Origin of the sequence: Vibrio sp. ABG19, from assembly GCF_029962385.1 — a bacterium.
GTDB classification, from domain to species: domain Bacteria; phylum Pseudomonadota; class Gammaproteobacteria; order Enterobacterales; family Vibrionaceae; genus Vibrio; species Vibrio ostreae.
The window spans coordinates 1,055,887-1,074,429 of record NZ_CP071708.1; the positions used below are offsets into that span (position 1 = coordinate 1,055,887).

Here is an 18,543-nt window from a genome sequence, read left to right on the forward strand (position 1 = left end):
TTAACCTGTTACTGAAAATCCTGCAGATTCCAGTTACCGATATCGACGGCCGTACCTTCACCGCCTTCCTGACCATCCGCACCTAAGGTGAACACATCAATCGTGGCTTTATCACCCGGGCTCAGGTATTGGTAATCGTTACCCCAAGGGTCTTTTGGCAGACGTTTGATGTAACCACCGGCGCGGTAATTACGTGGCTCAGGGCTGCCTGGCATAGTGACCAGCGCATCCAGCCCCTGATCAGTGGTCGGATAGACATTGTTATCCAGCTTGTACATATCGAGGGCATTTTCCAGCGCGACAATGTCTGTGATCGCTTTCTGTTGGTCGGCTTTTTCTTTGTTGCCGAGCAGGTTAGGCACCACAAAGCTGGCCAGAATACCCAGAATAACGACCACAACCATCACTTCCAGCAGGGTAAAACCGGACTGTTTGTTTACTTTTTTGTTCATAGAGACTCCATGTTACTCAAGACGAAGTGAGCCAAATCAGCGGCTCATCAAATTATTCATTTCCAGGATAGGCATCAGAGTAGCCATTACGATGAACAGCACCAGACCCGCCATCAACGCAATCAGCGCCGGGGTAAAAATGCCCAGCGCAATATTAACCGTCGCTTCAAAACTGTTGTCCTGGTTATCTGCGGCGCGGGTCAGCATGCTTTCCAGTTCGCCGCTCTGTTCACCACTGGCGATCATATGCAGCATCATCGGCGGGAAGAGTTTGGTTTGATCAAGTGCTTTGCGCAGGCTGGCACCTTCGCGCACATTTTCTGCCGCCAGACGCACCTGTTGCTTGACGTATTGATTGGACATCACATCCACCGCGACCCGCATTCCGTCCAGAATCGGAATTGCGCTCGAGGTACAGATAGACAAAGTCCGGGCAAAACGCGAAGTATTGAGGCCACGCGAGATTTTTCCCACCAGCGGCATATGAATCACGCGCTGATCCCAGCGCAGGCGCAGATCTGGTTTGCTCAGCAACCAGCGCACCAGATACACCAGCAACACGAATAGCACCACCAGCTGCAACCCCCAATGCTGGATAAAGTCACTGGACGAGAGCAGGAACTGGGTCGATTTTGGCAGCTCCTGCCCCATCTGGACAAACTGACCGACAATCTTAGGTACCACAGCGGCCAGCAGGAAGGCCACAATGCCAACCGCAAATACGACCAGCACTATCGGATACAGCATCGCCTGCAGCAGTTTAGAGCGCATTTTCTGGCGGTTTTCCGCATAATCGGCCAGACGTTCCAGCACCGCATCCAGGTGGCCGGACTTTTCTCCGGCCGCCACCATAGAGCGGAACAGATCGTCAAAAATATGCGGGTAATCGGCCATACTGTCCGCCAGAGTGTAACCTTCGGTCACTTTGGAGCGCACCGCGGCGAGCATATTACGAATGCGCGGCTTTTCCGACTGCTCGGATACCGCGCGCAAACACTCCTCCAGCGGCATGCCGGATTGCACCAGCGTCGATAACTGACGGGTCAACAGCGCCAGATCCGGCGTGCTGATACCACGCTGGGAAAACCCAAGCCCGCTGCTTTGCGATTTCGCGGCCCTGGCACGGGTTTCCACCACTTCCACCGGCACCAGCCCCTGCTCTTTGAGACGCTGACGCACCTGGCGGGCATTATCCCCTTCCAGGACCCCTTTTTTGTGCCGGCCACGCTCATCCAGCGCTTTATATTCAAACGCCGCCATCAGGACTCCTTGGTGACTCGCATCACTTCTTCCAGCGAGGTAATCCCACGCCGGACTTTATCCAAGCCATCCTGACGAATACTCGGTGTACTGATACGGACCCGTTTCTCGATTTCCTGCTCACCGGCTTCGGCGTGAATCAACGCCTGCAGCTCATCATCAATCAACACCAGCTCATGAATCCCGGTCCGGCCACGGTAACCTTTGAAGTTACACTTGTCACAGCCATGCGCTTTATACAGCGTCAGTGGTTCAGCGTCGTCCAGTGCGAACAACTTACGCTGCTCTTTGTTCGGTTGATACGCTTCTTTACACTCCGGACACAAGGTGCGCACCAGACGCTGTGCCAGTACACCAAGCAGCGAAGAGGAGATCAGGAAAGGCTCAATCCCCATATCACGCAGACGAGTCACGGCGCCAATCGCAGTATTGGTGTGCAGGGTTGACATCACCAGGTGGCCGGTCAAGGAGGCCTGCACGGCGATCTGCGCCGTTTCCAGGTCACGAATCTCGCCCACCATCACCACATCCGGGTCCTGACGTAAAATCGCACGCAAACCACGGGCGAAGGTCATGTCCACTTTCGGGTTGACCTGAGTCTGGCCGATACCTTCGATATCGAACTCGATCGGGTCTTCCACCGTCAGAATGTTGCGCTCATTGCTGTTGAGCTCCTGTAACCCGGCATACAAGGTGGTTGATTTACCTGATCCGGTCGGTCCGGTCACCAGCAAAATCCCGTGCGGGCGCTGAATCAGATGACGGAAATGGTCGTGGTTATATTCCGTCATCCCCAGACTGTGCAGATCAAGCCGGGTGGCATTTTTATCCAGCAGACGCATCACCACTCGTTCGCCGTGCGACGACGGCATGGTCGACACCCGCACATCCACCGAACGGCCACCGATACGCAGCGAAATCCGCCCGTCCTGCGGCACACGTTTTTCGGCAATGTCCAGTTTGGCCATCACTTTCACCCGTGACACCAGCAGCGGCGCCAGTTTACGGCTCGGCGACAAAACCTCACGCAGCACTCCATCGACCCGGAAACGAATCGACAACTCTTTCTCGAAGGTCTCGATATGAATATCCGACGCCCCCTCTTTGATCGCTTCGCCAAGCATGGCGTTGATCAGCTTGATGATTGGCGCATCATCTTCGGATTCCAGCAGGTCTTCGTTTTGCGGTAACTCCTCAGCAATCGAGAAAAAGTCATCGCTGTCCGCACCGATATCTTCCATCAGCTGCCGCGCCTCGGAAGAATCACGCTGATAGACCTGAGTCAGTTTACTTTCAAACTCATTCGGCTGCAGTTCAATCAGATTGAGGCGGCCTTTAATCACCCGGCGCACTTCCGCCAGCGAGGTCATCGACAGCGGCGCAACATAATACACGGTGGGAGTGTCCTGGCTGTCATGCCATTCCAGCACCAGTTTGAAGCGGTTAGAGAAACTGAACGGTAAGCGGCGCACCAGATTACGCGCCGCCTGCGCTACCACAACATCCGTCATGATTACTCTTCCATTTGTTCTAAAAAGGCCTGAATTTCCGGCGGATGCAGACGATCCTGACCATATTTCGGCAGCACCGGAATATTGTTGTCATCCATCAGTTTCAGCCCTTTATCGGCTTTAAATAACTGCTCAGCGCGAATGTAGTTATATTTACGCTGGGTCACGCCGTCAGCCGTCATGCCGGTACGGATAATGGTCGGCTTGATGAACACCATCAGGTTACGTTTTTCAACCTGAGTACTGGTGGAAGTAAACAACTGGCCAAGAATCGGGATATCGCCCAGCAGCGGTACTTTCGATTCACTTTCGGCGGTCCGCTCATCAATCAGACCACCCAGCACCAGCATCTGGCCATCCTGCACCATCACCGAGGTATTGAGCTGACGTTTGGCAAAGCGCACATCGACCGCGCCGTTCGCACCCAGCACGTTCGACACTTCCTGTTCAATCGACAGCTGCACCGAGTCGCCTTCGTTGATTTGCGGCACCACTTTAAGTTTGATACCCACTTCTTTACGATCCACGGTCTGGAACGGATTATCATTATTCGAACCCGCCGTCGAGCCGGTAATTACCGGCACTTCTTCACCGACAATAAATGACGCTTCGCCGTTATCCATCACAGTGATGCTTGGCGAAGAGAGGATATTAGTGTTCGATGTGCTCGCCACGGCATTAATCAGCGCGGTCCAGTCACCCATCAGCACGCTCACCGCCGCACCATTCACGCCGGACAAGGCCGATGCCAGGGTTGAATAGTCACCAGACTCGGTCACCGAGTAAGGCACACGGTTACCATTGCCATCGTAGTAGTATTCTGTTGTCGTTTGATCCTTAGCCTCTTCCAGCCCCACCATCACATTACCAATCGAGGCGCCGCTGTTGCTGAACTGAATCGCCGAACCACTCTCCAGTGAGCCCCACTGTACGCCGAGGTTGATACCATCCGCTTCCGACATTTCCACAATCAGCGCTTCAATCAGCACCTGAGCTCGGCGGATATCGAGTTGTGAAATCACATCCAGCAATTCACTCATAATGTCCTGTGGTGCGGTCAGTACGATCGCGTTGGTATCGGCATGCGCGGCAATCATCACATCATCCCGCTTGGCAGAAGCGCCCGGCTGGCCACTTTTCTTCTCCGCTACCAGGTTTTCCGAGACTCCTTTCAGCACATCGACCATGTCTTCAGCTTTGGCGTATTTGAGGTACACCACCCGATTGTTGCCTTTGGTGGCCATCTCGACGTCGAGCTTGTTGATCAGACGTTTGAGGCGCTGGCGTACTTTCGGGTCACCGGAAATAAGAATTGAGTTGGTACGCTCGTCCGCCACAAACTTTGGCTGCAGGAATTCAGGCGTATTTTTAGTGTCATTCGCTTTATTCAGCGCCTCGACAATACGCACCATTTCAGCGGCAGACGCATTTTTCAGCTCCACCACTTCAATATCTTTGTCACCGGCCTGATCGACCCGGCGAATGATGTCTGCCAGACGGTTGACCACCGCAGCACGGCCGGTGATCAGAATGATGTTGGCCGGGTCATAATGCACCACGTTACCGGCACCCGCGTTATCAATCAGCTGGCGCAACAGCGGTGACAATTCGCGCACCGAGACGTTCTTTACCGCCACGACCTGCGTGATAACGCTGTCGCCATCCATGCGGTCACTGTCCCCCAGCACCGGAATGGCAGAGGTTTTGGCGTCTTTCGACTTGACGACTTTCAGCACACCGTTGTCCATCTCAATCACGGCAAACCCGTACACTTCCAGTACATTGAGAAAAAAGCTGTAGTACTGCTCTTCATTCAGGGTGTCATAACTGCGCACATCGACTTTGCCGCGGACAGAAGGGTCAACAATAATGGTTTTTTCGAGATTGCGACCGACGATGTTGATGAATTCCTGAATATCAGTGCCCTTAAAACTGGCACTGAATTCATTTGCCAGTGCCATTGGCGATGCCGCCAGACTCATGGCGAGCAGCCACGCACTTTTGTTAAGCCAATGCTTCACGGGATACTCCCTCAACCTTTACACAAAGGTGAAAATTAAAACTGAATATAGATGTCATGTTGCTGTCCATCTCGTTCTACGGTCAGGTTAAGCTCGGTCAAATCAGACACGGACTCAAAAAGTTTGCTCATCACATCCGGATCGGTCAGATCCAGACCATTAATTTGGGTGGCAATGTCGCCATTTTGCAGCCCGACGGCTTCAAACAGCGCCCGATCTTTACCCGGGCTGACACGATATCCCAAAATTTGATCATCCTGCTTAACCTGCGACATCGTCACATACTGGAAGATCTCACTGGGATTGTTCGCCACTGCAGCGCGAATGGCTGCCAGTTTGTCTTCCTGATCGTTGGCGCCGGTCTCAGCGCTATTACGCGCACGTCGCTCTGGCTGGGCCGTATTCAATTTAGAATAGTCCAACCCTTCCAACATCAGGGTCTCGTTACGACCAGAATTATCAATAATGACACGATCCGGCAAAACGGCTTTCAGCTTAACCCGGGTACCTTCAATCACCTCGTTCAAGCCGTAGGTCGACTGCTGGCCACGGTTAGCTATGACCGCAAGGCTCTGGGTTGGTTCAGAACTGGCCACCACCCCCACCAGCACAAGGTTAAGACGGGTTTTCGGCGCGTCGACTTTGACCGGTATGGCCACCGGCGCCACTTTCTCGCTATAGCGGCCAAAAATAGCACCTTGTTGCAGGTTCGTGAGGTCAAAATGAGTTTGATTGGTCTGGCGCGCAGTCACAGAGGGTGCCCAGGCTGACACGGCGGTTTGCTCACCGTAAAACATCCACACCATCTTGCCGACAATCCAGGCGGAAAGCGCAATACACAGCACTGCCAGCCAAACACTCAGCGGCTTTTGCCAGCCGGAAAGGCGCTGCATCCAGTTGACGGATGCCAGCGGTTGAAAACTGATACGCTCCACTTCGGTGTCCTTTGGTTCCGTTTTAAACGCTAACGTCATGTTTTTTTATTAGTCGGAGCCTTGTATTTCAGGGCTTTAAATAAAATATAGCAATATATCACAACCGAGGAACACTTCTTTTCAGTTAGGTTAAAATTGTCCGCAAACTTGAAAAACTGTGACGCAGACTCCATTGTAAACCACATTAACGCAGCAAAATAATGAATTTAGAGGTAATTTGCCAGCATGAGTTCCCCATCTGAAGCAGTGCGTCTCGATAAATGGTTATGGGCCGCGCGATTTTATAAAACCCGCTCAGTGGCGCGGAATATGGTCGATGGTGGCAAAGTTCACTATAATGGCCAACGAACCAAACCCAGCAAGCTGGTTGAACTCGGTGCAATCATCACCTTGCGTCAGGGCAACGAAGAGAAAACCGTTGTTATCGAAAGAGTTTCCGATCAAAGACGAGGAGCCCCCGAGGCACAGACCCTTTATTCAGAAACCACTGACAGTGTTGAGAAACGTGAAAAGCAGGCACTGGCACGCAAGCTGAATGCCCACAATCCAGCACCGGATCGCCGCCCGGATAAGAAACAGCGTCGCGATCTGCTGAAATTTAAACATCAATAACGAGCCGGACTATTCCTTATGACGACAAGCTCAAAGTCTAAAAACACATTACACCGCTACCTGTTTGACGATCTGTCGGTACGTGGCGAGTTGGTACAACTGGACGACACGTATCAGCATATTATCAGCAGCAAGGAATACCCAGCTCCGCTGCAACAGTTACTGGGCGAACTGCTAGTCGCAACCACGCTGTTGACTGCGACCCTGAAATTTGAAGGTTCGATCACCATGCAACTGCAAGGTGACGGCCCGGTCTCTCTGGCCGTCATCAATGGTGACAATAACCAGAAAGTTCGCGGCGTAGCGCGCTGGGACGGTGAGATTGCCGACGATGCCAGCCTGCATGATCTGATGGGCAAAGGCCATCTGGTGATCACTATCGAGCCGAAGAAAGGCGAACGCTATCAGGGGGTGGTTGGTCTGGAAGGAGATAATCTGGCTGAAGTACTGGAAGCTTATTTCATGCGCTCAGAGCAGCTGAAGACCCGCCTGTGGATCCGCACCGGTCAGCTGGACGGCAAACTGCACGCTGCCGGCATGCTGCTGCAAATCATGCCTGACGGTACCGGCTCCGCCGACGACTTCGATCACCTGGCGCAACTGACTGCGACCGTGAAAAATGAAGAGCTGTTCAGCCTGGAAGCGAACGAAGTACTCTACCGTCTGTACAACCAGGAAAAAGTCCAGCTGTTTGAACCTCAGGCCGTCGAATTCCTGTGTGGTTGCTCCCGTGAACGCAGTGCAGCAGCCATTATTACCGTCGCCCGTGATGAGCTGAACCAAATTCTGGCCGAAGACGGCGCGGTGAACCTGCATTGTGATTACTGCGGTACCACCTACTCATTTGATTCCACTCAAGTGTTTGAATTGTTCGCCCAGCAGGATTCAGGTTCTCAGACCAAGCATTAATTCTTGTGAATTAACAAGCACGTCAACACAGTCTTACAGCCAGCTTCATGCTGGCTTTTTTTGTGATCAAAACCCATAAAAACCCATAAAAACCCAAAAAAATCAACATACTCCCCTGTAGAACACCCGACTTAATTTCCGCGAATTAATAATCGTTTTGCTCTGGTACTGACGCCAAAACGCAATATAAAATAAGCCCGCCAGCAATATGTGACAGGTTACCTAAAACCACAAATCAGGCATGGTTAATTTTTGACCCATCTCCCTGTTTTTTCCCGACCCCGTTGCTAGCATGGTGAGCAGAAAAAATACAAACATTATAAAAATCCCTACAAATTCCCGATAAGGAGCACCTATGACTGTTATCGAACAAACAAAGGCTGCACGACTTGATCTTACCCAATACGGCATCACCGATGTCAGCGAAGTCATTCGTAACCCGAGTTACGAGTTACTATTTGAAGAAGAAACCCGTCCGGATCTGGAAGGCTACGAGAAAGGCGTGGTCACCGAACTGGGGGCCGTGGCAGTAGACACCGGCATCTTCACTGGCCGCTCACCAAAAGATAAATTCATCGTTAATGACGACACCACCCGCGACACCTTATGGTGGACTTCTGACCAAGCCAAAAACGACAATAAACCGATTAGCCAGGCGGTATGGAATGACCTGAAATCTCTGGTCAGCCAGCAGTTGTCAGGCAAACGCCTGTTTGTGGTCGACGGCTACTGTGGCGCCAACGCCGATACCCGCCTGTGTGTGCGCTTTATTACCGAGGTAGCCTGGCAGGCCCACTTCGTGACCAATATGTTCATCCGCCCGGCCAAAGATGAGCTGGCGGACTTTAAACCAGATTTTGTCGTCATGAACGGCGCCAAATGCACCAACCCGAACTGGCAGCAGCAAGGGCTAAACTCTGAGAACTTCACTGTATTCAACCTGAGCGAAAAAATGCAGCTCATCGGCGGCACCTGGTATGGCGGCGAGATGAAAAAAGGGATGTTCGCGATGATGAACTACTTCCTGCCGCTGCAAGGCATCGCCTCAATGCACTGCAGTGCCAACATGAGCCAGGATGGTGACGTGGCGGTCTTCTTTGGTCTGTCCGGCACCGGTAAAACCACCCTGTCCACCGATCCTAAGCGCGCGCTGATTGGCGATGACGAACACGGCTGGGATGACGATGGCGTCTTCAACTTTGAAGGCGGTTGCTACGCAAAAACCATCAAGCTGTCCAAAGAAGCGGAACCGGATATTTACAATGCCATCCGCCGCGACGCTCTGCTGGAAAACGTCACCGTGCGTGGTGACGGTTCAATCGACTTCGATGACGGTTCGAAAACCGAGAATACCCGAGTTTCCTACCCGATTTACCATATCGATAACGTCGTTAAACCGGTTTCCAAAGGCGGCCACGCGAACAAAGTGATTTTCCTGTCGGCCGATGCGTTTGGCGTACTGCCTCCGGTATCCAAACTGACCCCGGAACAGACCAAGTACCACTTCCTGTCCGGCTTTACCGCCAAGCTGGCCGGTACTGAACGTGGCATCACTGAACCGACACCGACCTTCTCGGCCTGTTTCGGTGCGGCTTTCCTGACCCTGCATCCGACCCAATACGCTGAAGTGCTGGTCAAACGCATGGAAGCAGCAGGCGCAGAAGCTTATCTGGTTAACACCGGCTGGAACGGCACTGGTAAGCGTATTTCGATCAAAGATACCCGTGGCATTATTGACGCCATTCTGGATGGCTCAATTGAGCAGGCAGAAACCAAACAGGTGCCTATCTTTAACCTTGAGGTACCAACCTCGCTGCCAGGCGTCGATGCTTCCATCCTTGATCCACGTGATACCTACACCGATCCGCTGCAATGGGAAAGCAAAGCCCAGGATCTGGCGACCCGCTTTATCAATAACTTTGCCAAGTACACGGATAATGCCGAAGGCAAAGCGCTGGTTTCCGCCGGCCCTCAGCTGGACTGAAACCAAAACTTGCCAACAAGCCCCTCTTTTGAGGGGCTTTTTTTGTTGAAGCCAGAATGAAATTGTTCCAAGCTGTGATTCTTAAGGAATGTCACTCAGTCAGGAAACTATGAAAAAGCTGCTCGCGCTAGGGATGGGATTAATCGCACTGTTGCTGGTGCTGATACTGGCTACATTTGGCCTGATGCATACTCGCTACCTGACGCCTTCCGCTCAATGGTTAACCGACCATTTATGGCCCGGCGAGCTGACCTTCACCCGGTTAGAATACGACTATCCGCGTCATTTCCGCCTGCACGATGTCACCCTGGATCAAGATGAAAAACCGCTGCACTTTCAGCAGGTGGATGTCTGGCTTAGCGCCCGCCCCTGGCAGGATGATAAATGGGTTATCGACAGTCTGCTGCTTGATGGCGCCAATTTCTCGGCTGGGCTGCCCAGCCACCCTTTCCTGTCCGAACTGAAACTAAACCAACTGGCGCTGCACAATATTGATTTTGCAATGGATGGTCTGATTGCACGCGGCTTTGACCTGCAGATTAAAAACCCGTCCTGGCACAGCGCGACACAACTTCTGCCCTATGGCGAGTTGCAGCTGTCTGCCGAGCAGTTTTACTGGCACAGTGAAGCCATCGACAATGTGTTAGTCGATGCTGACTACCAGCCCGCCGACAGCACGGTTTATGGCGCCTCTTTTATCTGGCGCGGCGGTCAGTTCTCCGGTCAGGCCGAGCAGTATCCGCAAGGCTGGTCACTGGTCAATGTCACCATCAACCAGCTCAACCTGGATCAGGACCTCACTCAACTCACTGCCCCTTGGTGGCCACTCCTACGCAGCCATGTTGCGCGCATCAACAGCCTGGATATTCTCAACAGCAATCTGCGCGTGGCCGGCAGCGAGATGACCAACCTGGCCCTGTCGGCAGAAAATCTGCAGTTAGACCATACCTGGTGGCAACAGCAGCAAGGTTACCTGTCGCTCAATGCTGACAGCATGACCAGCCATGGCCTGCAATGGGTAGAGCCAAGCGTTAAACTGGACTTCGAACCAGACAAGATCCAAATCAGCGACTTTGCCAGTGAGGTGTTGCAGGGCAGCCTGCAACTGAGTGGTGAACTCACTCCCGGGCAGGTGCACCTGCACCACCTGACGGCTCGTGGTCTGAAGTGGTTTGGCGAACAAGACAGCGACTGGCACTGGCTCAGCATGGATCTTAGCAACTGGCACGCGCTGCAAATTGATCAATTTGATCTGCACAACCTGCAGCTGATCCAACTGCGACATACTCCGGCCTGGCAGTTGACCGGACTCAATGCGGAAGGCCGCGATACCGAGCTGATGCGGGATGGCAAATGGGGACTTTGGCAAGGCTCCGCCACCATCAGCGCCAATAACGCCAGTATCGGTTCAGTGCTCAGCAGTCAGGGCATTATTGAAATGCACAGTGACAATGGCCGCTGGTGGTTGGATCGCGCATTTCTGCCACTGGAAAAAGGCTACATCGATGCCAATGCGGAATGGCATTTCGCGGCTGACAGCGCGCCGTGGAAAGTGGCGCTGCATACCGACGGACTGCCGCTGACCGAGCTGCACCAGTGGCTGACACTGCCTTTTCGTTTCGATGCTCTGGCGGATCTGGATCTCAATGCCGAAGGACTGGCCGGCGATTATTCCATGCTGGCTCATTCACTCACCGGTGAGCTGCAACTAGGTTTGCGTCACGGCGTGCTCACCACACAACAGAACCAGCAATTGGTGGTTCAGCCATTTGCACTGGATGGGCTGACTATCAGCGCGGACCGCGGACGTTTACAGCTTAACGCGGCGCCGCTAGCTGGGCCCGGACTTGATGCCCGCCTGCAAGGGAATATCGACTTAGTCGCCCCGCAGCAAGGGATACTTGAACTGCAGTTGCGCCAAGGCTGTCAGCAAACCCGCTTCGACCTGCTGCGCAATCAACAGGCTGAAGAGACTCTGTCAGCCAAAGCGTGTGCAGACACACTCAGTCGCGAGCGTGCTCGAGAATAGACTGATAATCGGGGATAAGCATGTAGGTTCCGGTAAACTCGACCGCGTCCTTGTCGCCGCTGGCGATGATAACGCGCATCACAATCCGCGCTTTACGCCCGGACTCCAGACGGTCAAGATCACCACTGATCCCATCCAGAGAAGTGGACGCCACCGGGTTATAGACTACCGGATGGCGGTAACGGATACGGCTGTCCACCAGCACAATATCCCCTTCCAGATTGCGTTCACGCATCAGCAGCCAGGCCATCCCCCACCCCGTCAGAGTGGCCAGAGTAAATGCTGAACCGGCAAACATGGTGTTGTGCGGGTTAAGATTAGGATTAAGCTGAGCCCCGCACTGAAACTGGTAACCTGTGTACTGCAGTACCTTGATGCCCATTTTTTCACTGATCGGAATATGCTCGCCCCAGCGTTCCTGCAACTCAGTGCACCATTCCGGTTTGCGCAGTACATCTGCCATCGGATCAAGGTGTTTAACCATTTGCTGATGGCGGACCGGGCCGCGTTCATCCGTGAGTTCACCGCGTTGCTCGAATCCGTTCTTTTCATAGAATTTTATCGCATCCTCACGCGCATTACACACCAGCCGCTTGGCCCCTTCCTGACGCGCCAGCGACTCCAGCGCGACCAGGATGAGTGATCCCATACCTTTGCTGCGCCGGTTCGCTTTCACCGCCATATAACGAATCTGGCCGTCACTGTCCGGAGTAATATACAGACGTCCAATCGCCATCGGCCGGCCACGTCCGTCAACAATCATGCGGTGATGGCTCATGGCATCGTATTCGTCCCGCTCCGAACCGAGTGGCATTCGCCATGGCTCGCGCAACATCTGCCAGCGAAAATGAAAATACTTATTGAGCTGATTATCCGTCTTCGGCGTAATAAGTTTGTACATAGAGTCGGTTCCTGCTGGCTCTAAAGAGCCGTCGTTAAGCCTGTAACCAGAAGGTTACCGGACCATCATTGATCAGTGACACTTTCATATCCGCGGCAAAACGGCCACGCTGTGTCGGTAGTACCTGAGTGCACAAATCGGAGAAGTAATCGTACAGGCGTTCAGCATCCTCTGGATGAGCGCCACGGGAAAATCCGGCCCGGGTGCCCTTTTTGGTGTCTGCTGGCAGGGTAAACTGCGAGACCACCAGCACACTGCCGCCGACATCTTTGACACTCAGATTCATCTTACCGGCTTGATCTTCAAATACGCGGTAGCTGGTCACCCGTTCCATCAGGCGTTTCGCTTTCGCTTCGTCATCTTCACGCTCGACCCCGAGCAATACCAGTAAACCCTGTTCAATCTCGCCGACGATTTCACCTTCGACGCGCACTGCCGCTTCACTTACTCGTTGAATCAAGGCTATCACTCTGCTCTTTTCCTTGTGGTTGGGTTGGGGAATTGAGCGCTGAGTTTAGCATGTCTGGCTCGTCGCTCCACTCGTCACGCTCACCGAGCGCCGCGGTCACTTCAGCCCCAATCAGCACGATCAACCAACACAGGTACACCCAGACAAACAGAATCGGGATCGCCGCCAGCGCGCCGTAAATCAGCTGGTAAGACGGAAACTGAGTAATGTAAACAGCAAAACCTTTCTTACTCAGTTCAAACAACAAGGCCGCGACCAGGGCGCCGGAGACCGCGTGCCAGATAACGACTTTTTTATTCGGCACCAGCAGGTACAACCCCGAAAAGGCAAAAAAGGACAGCAATAACGGCAGGCGGGCGAGGAAAAAATTAAACGCGCCGGTCAGCGCTTCATTGTCCAGCAGCTTAAGTGACGTAATGTACGACGTCACCGCGATACTGGCACCGACCAAAATCGGCCCCAGGGTCAGGATCATCCAGTACATCGAGAATGAAAAGACCAGACGGCGTTTTTTACGCACCCGCCAGATATAGTTCAGATTTTTATCGATGTTCGAGATCAGTGTCAGCGCCGCGATAAAGAGGAACATACCGCCAACGGCCGTCATTTTACCAGTATTGGTGACAAATTCGGCTAACGCGGTGCGCACCGCATCACCGGCCGCCGGCACGAAATGGGTAATGACATAATCCTGCACTTCATCGCCGACGTTATCGAAAATAGCAAACGAAGAGAGGATCGACAGCAGCACGGTCAACATCGGCACGATAGACAGCAAGGTGATGTAAGCCAGATAGCCAGCGTTCACATTGACTCTGTCGTGCCCCATGCGGGCAAATAAATAGCGGCCGAATAACAGGCTATGCTTGACCAGTAACTGGATGTTCAAGGTGTTTCTCCCATTTAACGATATCCGTCCCTGAATGACCAATCTGGCTGGAGTGATCATATGAACATTTGAATTATCTGACAGATAAGGTTTTGAAATTGTAGCGGATCATAGCGCTTAGTGTGACACGCAACGCGGCCAGATGACACAGAATGCAGCGCGATACACAAACTGAACCGGTTTATTGAACACCACTATCAGTTATCACTAAATCGACCAGTAAAGCGGTGTTGAATACGGTATGCTGACTATATCAGGTTACAATGCAATTATTTTAATAGAAAGGAGTTCATGATGCCTTACTTGTTGGCCATCTTGTTATCTGTCTTCACCCTGACTGGTTGCCAGAGTGCGTATTATTCGGCAATGGAAAAAGTCGGCTACCATAAACGTGACATCATGGTTGATCGGGTTGAAGCCGCACAAGACTCACAGAAAGACGCTCAGCAGGAGCTGACCAGCGCGCTCGAAGCCCTGTCAGCCTTTACCCAGTTCGACGGTGGAGAGCTGGAAAGCGCCTATGAGCGCATCAACGATCAGTATCAGCAAAGCGAAGACGCCGCCGCGGATGTGCGCGATCGTATCGCCGCAATCGAAGATGTTTCCCAGGCTTTGTTTGCCGAGTGGCAGCAAGAGTTGTCGCTGTATACCAGCAGCAAGTTGCGTCGCGCCAGTGAGCAGAAGCTAAAACAAACTCAGGCATCGTATCAGACCATGCTGAAAGCGATGAAACAGGCTGAGCAGACAATGACACCTGTGCTCAATACACTGCGTGACAACACCCTGTATCTCAAACACAACCTCAACGCCAGCGCGGTCGGCTCGCTGCAAGGTGAATTCGCCTCACTGGAGAAGGATATCCGCAGTGCGATCAGTCAGATGAATGCTGCAATTGCCGAGTCAGATCAGTTCCTCAGCCAGTTAAAACAGTAATGACCGCCAATACCGGACCGGCAGCGGTATTCAGATAGACCGCTCCGGTTAATCCGCTCATGGTGCCAGACAATAAAAAAGGTTCATCGCGGCTTTCCGGGGAAAGCCGCTTTTATCTTTAAAAAAAAGTAATCGATATCTCGGTAACCGTAGCCCATTCGTTTGATTAACTTTATTTTGTTGTTTATCCCTTCGAGCGTACAGGTATTGAGTGGGTAGCTTGCAGAAGCAACGATGCCATGAAGATACGGTTTGAGCTTTCTCGCGAAGTCCATAAGCGGCTTGATCCCGCTTTCTTGAACTTGCTCCCACCATACGTCCCATAAGTCTTCCGCTTCTCTTTCCGACTGGCACCTCCATAACTCTTTAAGCTGAGAGCCAAGTAAATACGTCACCATTAAGTCCTTGTTCATGCTCAGTATCTCACTCAGATAGCTCTCCTGCTTACCGTCTAAATTAGCTCTGTTTTTGAGGAGAACCCAGCGTGAACGTTTCACCCATTGGCGCGTTTTCTTGTCCTGTTTGAGTTGATTAGCTTGGTCAACTCTGACTCTATCCATCACTTCCCGGCCAAATTTGGCGACCACGTGGAATAAGTCGTACACAATGCGGGCGTTAGGACAATGTTGCTGCACTTCAAAGTCGAAAGCCGTATTCATATCCATTGCAACCGCTTCTATGTTCTGGCTATGCTCACCGAGTAATTCAAAGAAGGGACGGATATCTTTTCGGCTGCGTCCGACGCCTATCCAAAGCACTTGATGCGTCTTAGCATCCGCGATAACAGTGGCATAACGATGTCCCTTGAAGAGAGCAAACTCATCCATGACCAGTTGTCTCAGCTCTGCCCAGTTAACCTCTGGCACCACATGTTGCAGCCGACGCTTATCTATCGCCTTAATCGTATGCCAATGAACCCCCGTCATCTGGGCAATATGTTTGATAGGAAGAAGAGGCAACAACTGCTCAATGTAACTTCTTAAGCGGTTAGTCAGGCGAGCAAAAGGTTCAAGCCAAGAAATAGATTCGGTTTTGATACCGCAGTCAGGGCACTTGATACGCCTTGTTTGTAGGGATAGCTCGACGGGTACGCCGAGAATCATCGCTTCCTTAATCGTGCGCCACTGATAATCATGTATGGCTTGAACATGTTGCCCACATGAACATCGAGCAGTTGTGCTGGGTTGGAGAGTAATCGTGATGAGAGAAGACGTTTGTACAGACTTTACGACATGAAAGCCTTCCCAGAACGATGATAGGAAAGTATGATTCGGCATGAAAACGGTAGTTTGTGTAAGGTTGTGTTTGGCGATGTAACCTTATCACTTACTACCGTTTTTGTTTTAAGTTCCCGCTAATCCGCGATGAACCATAAAAAAGCCCTCAAATGAGGGCTTTTTTTAATCCGCTGAACGATTACTTACGCGCAGCGCGTTTACGGTCGTTCTCAGTCAGGTGACGTTTACGGATACGGATGCTCTTCGGTGTTACTTCTACCAGCTCGTCATCATCGATGAACTCCAGAGCCTGTTCCAGGGTGTATTTGATCGCAGGAGTCAGAACCTGAGCGTCATCAGTACCAGAAGCACGTACGTTGGTCAGCTGCTTACCTTTCAGACAGTTTACTGTCAGGTCGTTAGAACGGTTGTGGATACCCACTACCTGACCTTCATAAACCTCATCCGCGTGTTCTGCAAACAGACGGCCACGCTCTTGCAGGTTAAACAGTGCGTAAGTCAGTGCTTTACCGGTTGCGTTAGAGATCAGTACGCCGTTAACACGTTGACCGATTTCGCCACCTTTGTGCGGTGCGTAGTGGTCAAAAGTATGGTACAGCAGACCAGTACCAGAAGTCAGAGTCAGGAACTCAGTCTGGAAGCCGATCAGGCCACGTGATGGCATCACGAAGTCAAGACGTACACGGCCTTTACCGTCCGGAGACATGTCTTTCAGTTCGCCTTTACGCAGACCGATTTTCTCCATGATACCGCCCTGGTTCTCTTCCAGTACGTCGATAGTCACAGTTTCAAACGGTTCCATCAGTTGGCCATCTTCTTCGCGCAGAATAACTTCCGGACGAGATACTGCCAGCTCAAAACCTTCACGGCGCATGTTTTCAATCAGGATAGACAGGTGCAGTTCACCACGACCAGATACACGGAATTTATCTGGATCGTCAGTTTGCTCAACGCGCAGGGCTACGTTGTGTACCAGTTCTTTTTCCAGACGCTCAAGGATGTTACGTGAAGTCACGAACTTACCTTCTTTACCCGCGAACGGAGAAGTGTTGACCTGGAAAGTCATCGTAACGGTTGGTTCATCAACAGTCAGTGCAGGCAGAGCTTCTACTGTGTTCACGTCACAGATGGTGTCAGAGATTTTCAGCTCACCCAGACCTGTGATCGCAACGATGTCACCAGCCGTTGCCAGGTCAGTTTCAGAACGTTGCAGACCCAGGTAACCCAGAACCGTACCCACTTTGCCGTTACGCTTCTTGCCATCAGCACTGATTACCGTCACTTGCTGGTTTGGCTTCACGCTACCACGGGTTACACGGCCAACACCGATAACACCAACGTAAGAGCTGTAATCCAGCTGTGAAATCTGCATCTGCAGTGGACCATCAAGGTCAACGTTTGGTGATTCAACATTATCAACGATTGCCTGGAACAGCGGTTCCATGTTTTCGCCGGTCTCGCCTTCTTCCAGCGATGCCCAACCGTTCAGTGCTGATGCGTAAACCACTTGGAAGTCAAGCTGTTCGTCAGTCGCGCCCAGGTTGTCAAACAGGTCAAATACCTGGTCCATAACCCAGTCAGGGCGCGCGCCAGGGCGGTCGATTTTGTTGATAACAACGATAGGCTTCAGACCGTGAGCAAACGCTTTCTGCGTTACAAAGCGGGTTTGTGGCATTGGGCCGTCAACCGCGTCAACGATCAGCAGTACAGAGTCTACCATCGACATAATGCGCTCTACTTCACCACCGAAGTCCGCGTGTCCCGGGGTGTCAACGATGTTGATACGGAAATCATTCCAGTTGATCGCTGTGTTCTTCGCCAGGATGGTAATACCACGCTCTTTTTCGATGTCGTTCGAGTCCATGACTCGCTCTTCAACGTCACCGCGCGACTCTAGCGTGCCCGATTGCTGGAGCAGTTTATCTACCAGGGTCGTTTTGCCGTGGTCAACGTGCGCGATGATCGCGATGTTTCTTAGTTTTTCAATCTGAGTAGCCATGGAATTTTGCTTCACTTAATTACACAAATGGCCCGATTTACGGAAGTGCAAACCAGTACCTGAGTTTGGTTAAAAAAACGGCCAATAATGTACCAGATTTTGGCGAAAAGCCTAGAAATATGTGATCTGACTCTGTGAATTTCGCACATTTAGAGCCTAGTCGCGAATTGAAATGAACACAAACCGTCCTGGAGCAGAAAAGACAATTGACAATCACAGAAATAATCGGCTGAATAGTGTTCGCTTTGTTATAAATTGGTGCAGCAAAAACCACTATGCACCACCAAAGTGCAGTACGGGATCATTATGGTGCAACGGAAAGCACCAAAAAGAACCAAACACTCGCAAAGCATTGAAATTACGGGACTTAAGAAATTGGCACGATATTAGCTTAATAAAAT

The 18,543-nt window shown here is 51.9% G+C and carries 15 protein-coding genes; 5 read left to right on the top strand and 10 right to left on the bottom strand.

Annotated elements, in window-relative coordinates; genetic code table 11:
* Positions 1-8: 8 nt before the first annotated feature.
* From gspG to gspC, 5 genes are read right to left on the bottom strand one after another with little or no spacing between them, the layout of a single operon-like run.
* Positions 9-452, bottom strand: a complete 444-nt coding sequence (gspG, locus tag J0X00_RS11055) for a type II secretion system major pseudopilin GspG (protein ID WP_136485459.1) — start codon at positions 450-452, stop codon at positions 9-11.
* Positions 453-488: 36 nt separating this feature from the next.
* Positions 489-1,712 carry a type II secretion system inner membrane protein GspF gene (gene gspF, locus J0X00_RS11060; RefSeq protein WP_136485461.1) on the bottom strand — a complete coding sequence of 408 codons (1,224 nt, stop codon included), beginning with the start codon at positions 1,710-1,712 and terminating at the stop codon, positions 489-491.
* Positions 1,712-3,223 carry a type II secretion system ATPase GspE gene (gene gspE / locus J0X00_RS11065; RefSeq protein WP_136485463.1) on the bottom strand — a complete coding sequence of 504 codons (1,512 nt, stop codon included), beginning with the start codon at positions 3,221-3,223 and terminating at the stop codon, positions 1,712-1,714. Before gspE ends, gspF begins: the two co-directional genes overlap by 1 nt.
* A gap of 2 nt (positions 3,224-3,225) precedes the next feature.
* Complete coding sequence (gene gspD, locus J0X00_RS11070; RefSeq protein WP_136485465.1) at positions 3,226-5,244, bottom strand: type II secretion system secretin GspD; 2,019 nt, start codon at positions 5,242-5,244, stop codon at positions 3,226-3,228.
* A 35-nt stretch (positions 5,245-5,279) separates the two neighbouring features.
* Positions 5,280-6,137, bottom strand: a complete 858-nt coding sequence (gspC, locus tag J0X00_RS11075; RefSeq protein WP_282478287.1) for a type II secretion system protein GspC — start codon at positions 6,135-6,137, stop codon at positions 5,280-5,282.
* 267 nt (positions 6,138-6,404) lie between these two features.
* Here gspC and hslR point away from each other — a divergent pair, with 267 nt between their 5' ends.
* From hslR to J0X00_RS11095, 4 genes are all read left to right on the top strand, one after another.
* Complete coding sequence (hslR, locus tag J0X00_RS11080; RefSeq protein ID WP_136485469.1) at positions 6,405-6,791, top strand: ribosome-associated heat shock protein Hsp15; 387 nt, start codon at positions 6,405-6,407, stop codon at positions 6,789-6,791.
* An 18-nt stretch (positions 6,792-6,809) separates the two neighbouring features.
* Positions 6,810-7,700 carry an Hsp33 family molecular chaperone HslO gene (hslO, locus tag J0X00_RS11085; protein WP_136485471.1) on the top strand — a complete coding sequence of 297 codons (891 nt, stop codon included), beginning with the start codon at positions 6,810-6,812 and terminating at the stop codon, positions 7,698-7,700.
* Between the two features lie 355 nt (positions 7,701-8,055).
* A complete protein-coding gene (pckA, locus tag J0X00_RS11090) occupies positions 8,056-9,684 on the top strand; it encodes a phosphoenolpyruvate carboxykinase (ATP) (protein ID WP_282478057.1) in 1,629 nt (542 codons plus the stop codon).
* 109 nt (positions 9,685-9,793) lie between these two features.
* Positions 9,794-11,713 carry an AsmA family protein gene (locus J0X00_RS11095; RefSeq protein ID WP_282478058.1) on the top strand — a complete coding sequence of 640 codons (1,920 nt, stop codon included), beginning with the start codon at positions 9,794-9,796 and terminating at the stop codon, positions 11,711-11,713.
* Here the strand turns inward: J0X00_RS11095 and J0X00_RS11100 are convergent.
* From J0X00_RS11100 to J0X00_RS11110, 3 genes are read right to left on the bottom strand one after another with little or no spacing between them, the layout of a single operon-like run.
* Positions 11,688-12,614: a bifunctional GNAT family N-acetyltransferase/hotdog fold thioesterase gene (locus J0X00_RS11100; RefSeq protein WP_136485478.1), complete on the bottom strand. Its 927-nt coding sequence runs from the start codon at positions 12,612-12,614 to the stop codon at positions 11,688-11,690. The genes J0X00_RS11095 and J0X00_RS11100 overlap by 26 nt on opposite strands.
* 34 nt (positions 12,615-12,648) lie before the next feature.
* The gene (gene dtd, locus J0X00_RS11105) at positions 12,649-13,083 is read right to left on the bottom strand and encodes a D-aminoacyl-tRNA deacylase (RefSeq protein ID WP_136485480.1); all 435 of its coding nucleotides are present in this window, start codon (positions 13,081-13,083) and stop codon (positions 12,649-12,651) included.
* Complete coding sequence (locus J0X00_RS11110) at positions 13,055-13,972, bottom strand: virulence factor BrkB family protein (protein WP_136485482.1); 918 nt, start codon at positions 13,970-13,972, stop codon at positions 13,055-13,057. Before J0X00_RS11110 ends, dtd begins: the two co-directional genes overlap by 29 nt.
* A 294-nt stretch (positions 13,973-14,266) precedes the next feature.
* Here J0X00_RS11110 and J0X00_RS11115 point away from each other — a divergent pair, with 294 nt between their 5' ends.
* The gene (locus J0X00_RS11115; protein ID WP_136485521.1) at positions 14,267-14,905 is read left to right on the top strand and encodes a DUF2959 domain-containing protein; all 639 of its coding nucleotides are present in this window, start codon (positions 14,267-14,269) and stop codon (positions 14,903-14,905) included.
* 83 nt (positions 14,906-14,988) lie between these two features.
* Here J0X00_RS11115 and J0X00_RS11120 read toward each other — a convergent pair whose 3' ends face one another.
* Complete coding sequence (locus J0X00_RS11120) at positions 14,989-16,182, bottom strand: ISL3 family transposase (protein ID WP_282476786.1); 1,194 nt, start codon at positions 16,180-16,182, stop codon at positions 14,989-14,991.
* Positions 16,183-16,321: 139 nt separating this feature from the next.
* A complete protein-coding gene (typA, locus tag J0X00_RS11125) occupies positions 16,322-18,142 on the bottom strand; it encodes a translational GTPase TypA (protein ID WP_136485484.1) in 1,821 nt (606 codons plus the stop codon).
* Positions 18,143-18,543 lie beyond the last annotated feature (401 nt).